This is a genomic window from Neisseria sp. P0014.S009 (assembly GCF_051958155.1).
Classification (GTDB): Bacteria; Pseudomonadota; Gammaproteobacteria; order Burkholderiales; family Neisseriaceae; genus Neisseria; species Neisseria flavescens_C.
Window position 1 is genome coordinate 1 of record NZ_JBQCVS010000261.1, and the last position, 237, is coordinate 237.

The 237-nt window shown below is 52.3% G+C and carries 1 protein-coding gene; it reads left to right on the top strand.

Features of this window, described 5'->3' with window-relative positions; all coding sequences use genetic code 11:
• A partial coding sequence (locus tag ACTHS4_RS12580; protein WP_440366055.1) for a carboxylesterase family protein occupies positions 1-237 on the top strand: 237 nt, incomplete at both ends.

Sequence of the window (237 nt, forward strand, 5' to 3'; positions counted from 1 at the left end):
CTTATGCCACCGCCGAGCGTTTTATGCCGCCGCAAAAAGTGGCGAACTGGCAAGGGGAAAAATTAGCCTTAACTTATGGTGAAGTCTGTCCGCAAGTGGCGATGGGCGGACGTTCGTTCTTCTTCACAGGCCCTGAAATGACGGAAGGCGAAAGCTGCTTAAATCTTAATGTTTGGTCGCCTTCGGTGTCAGACGGCAAAAAACGGGCTGTGATGGTGTGGATCCACGGTGGTGGTT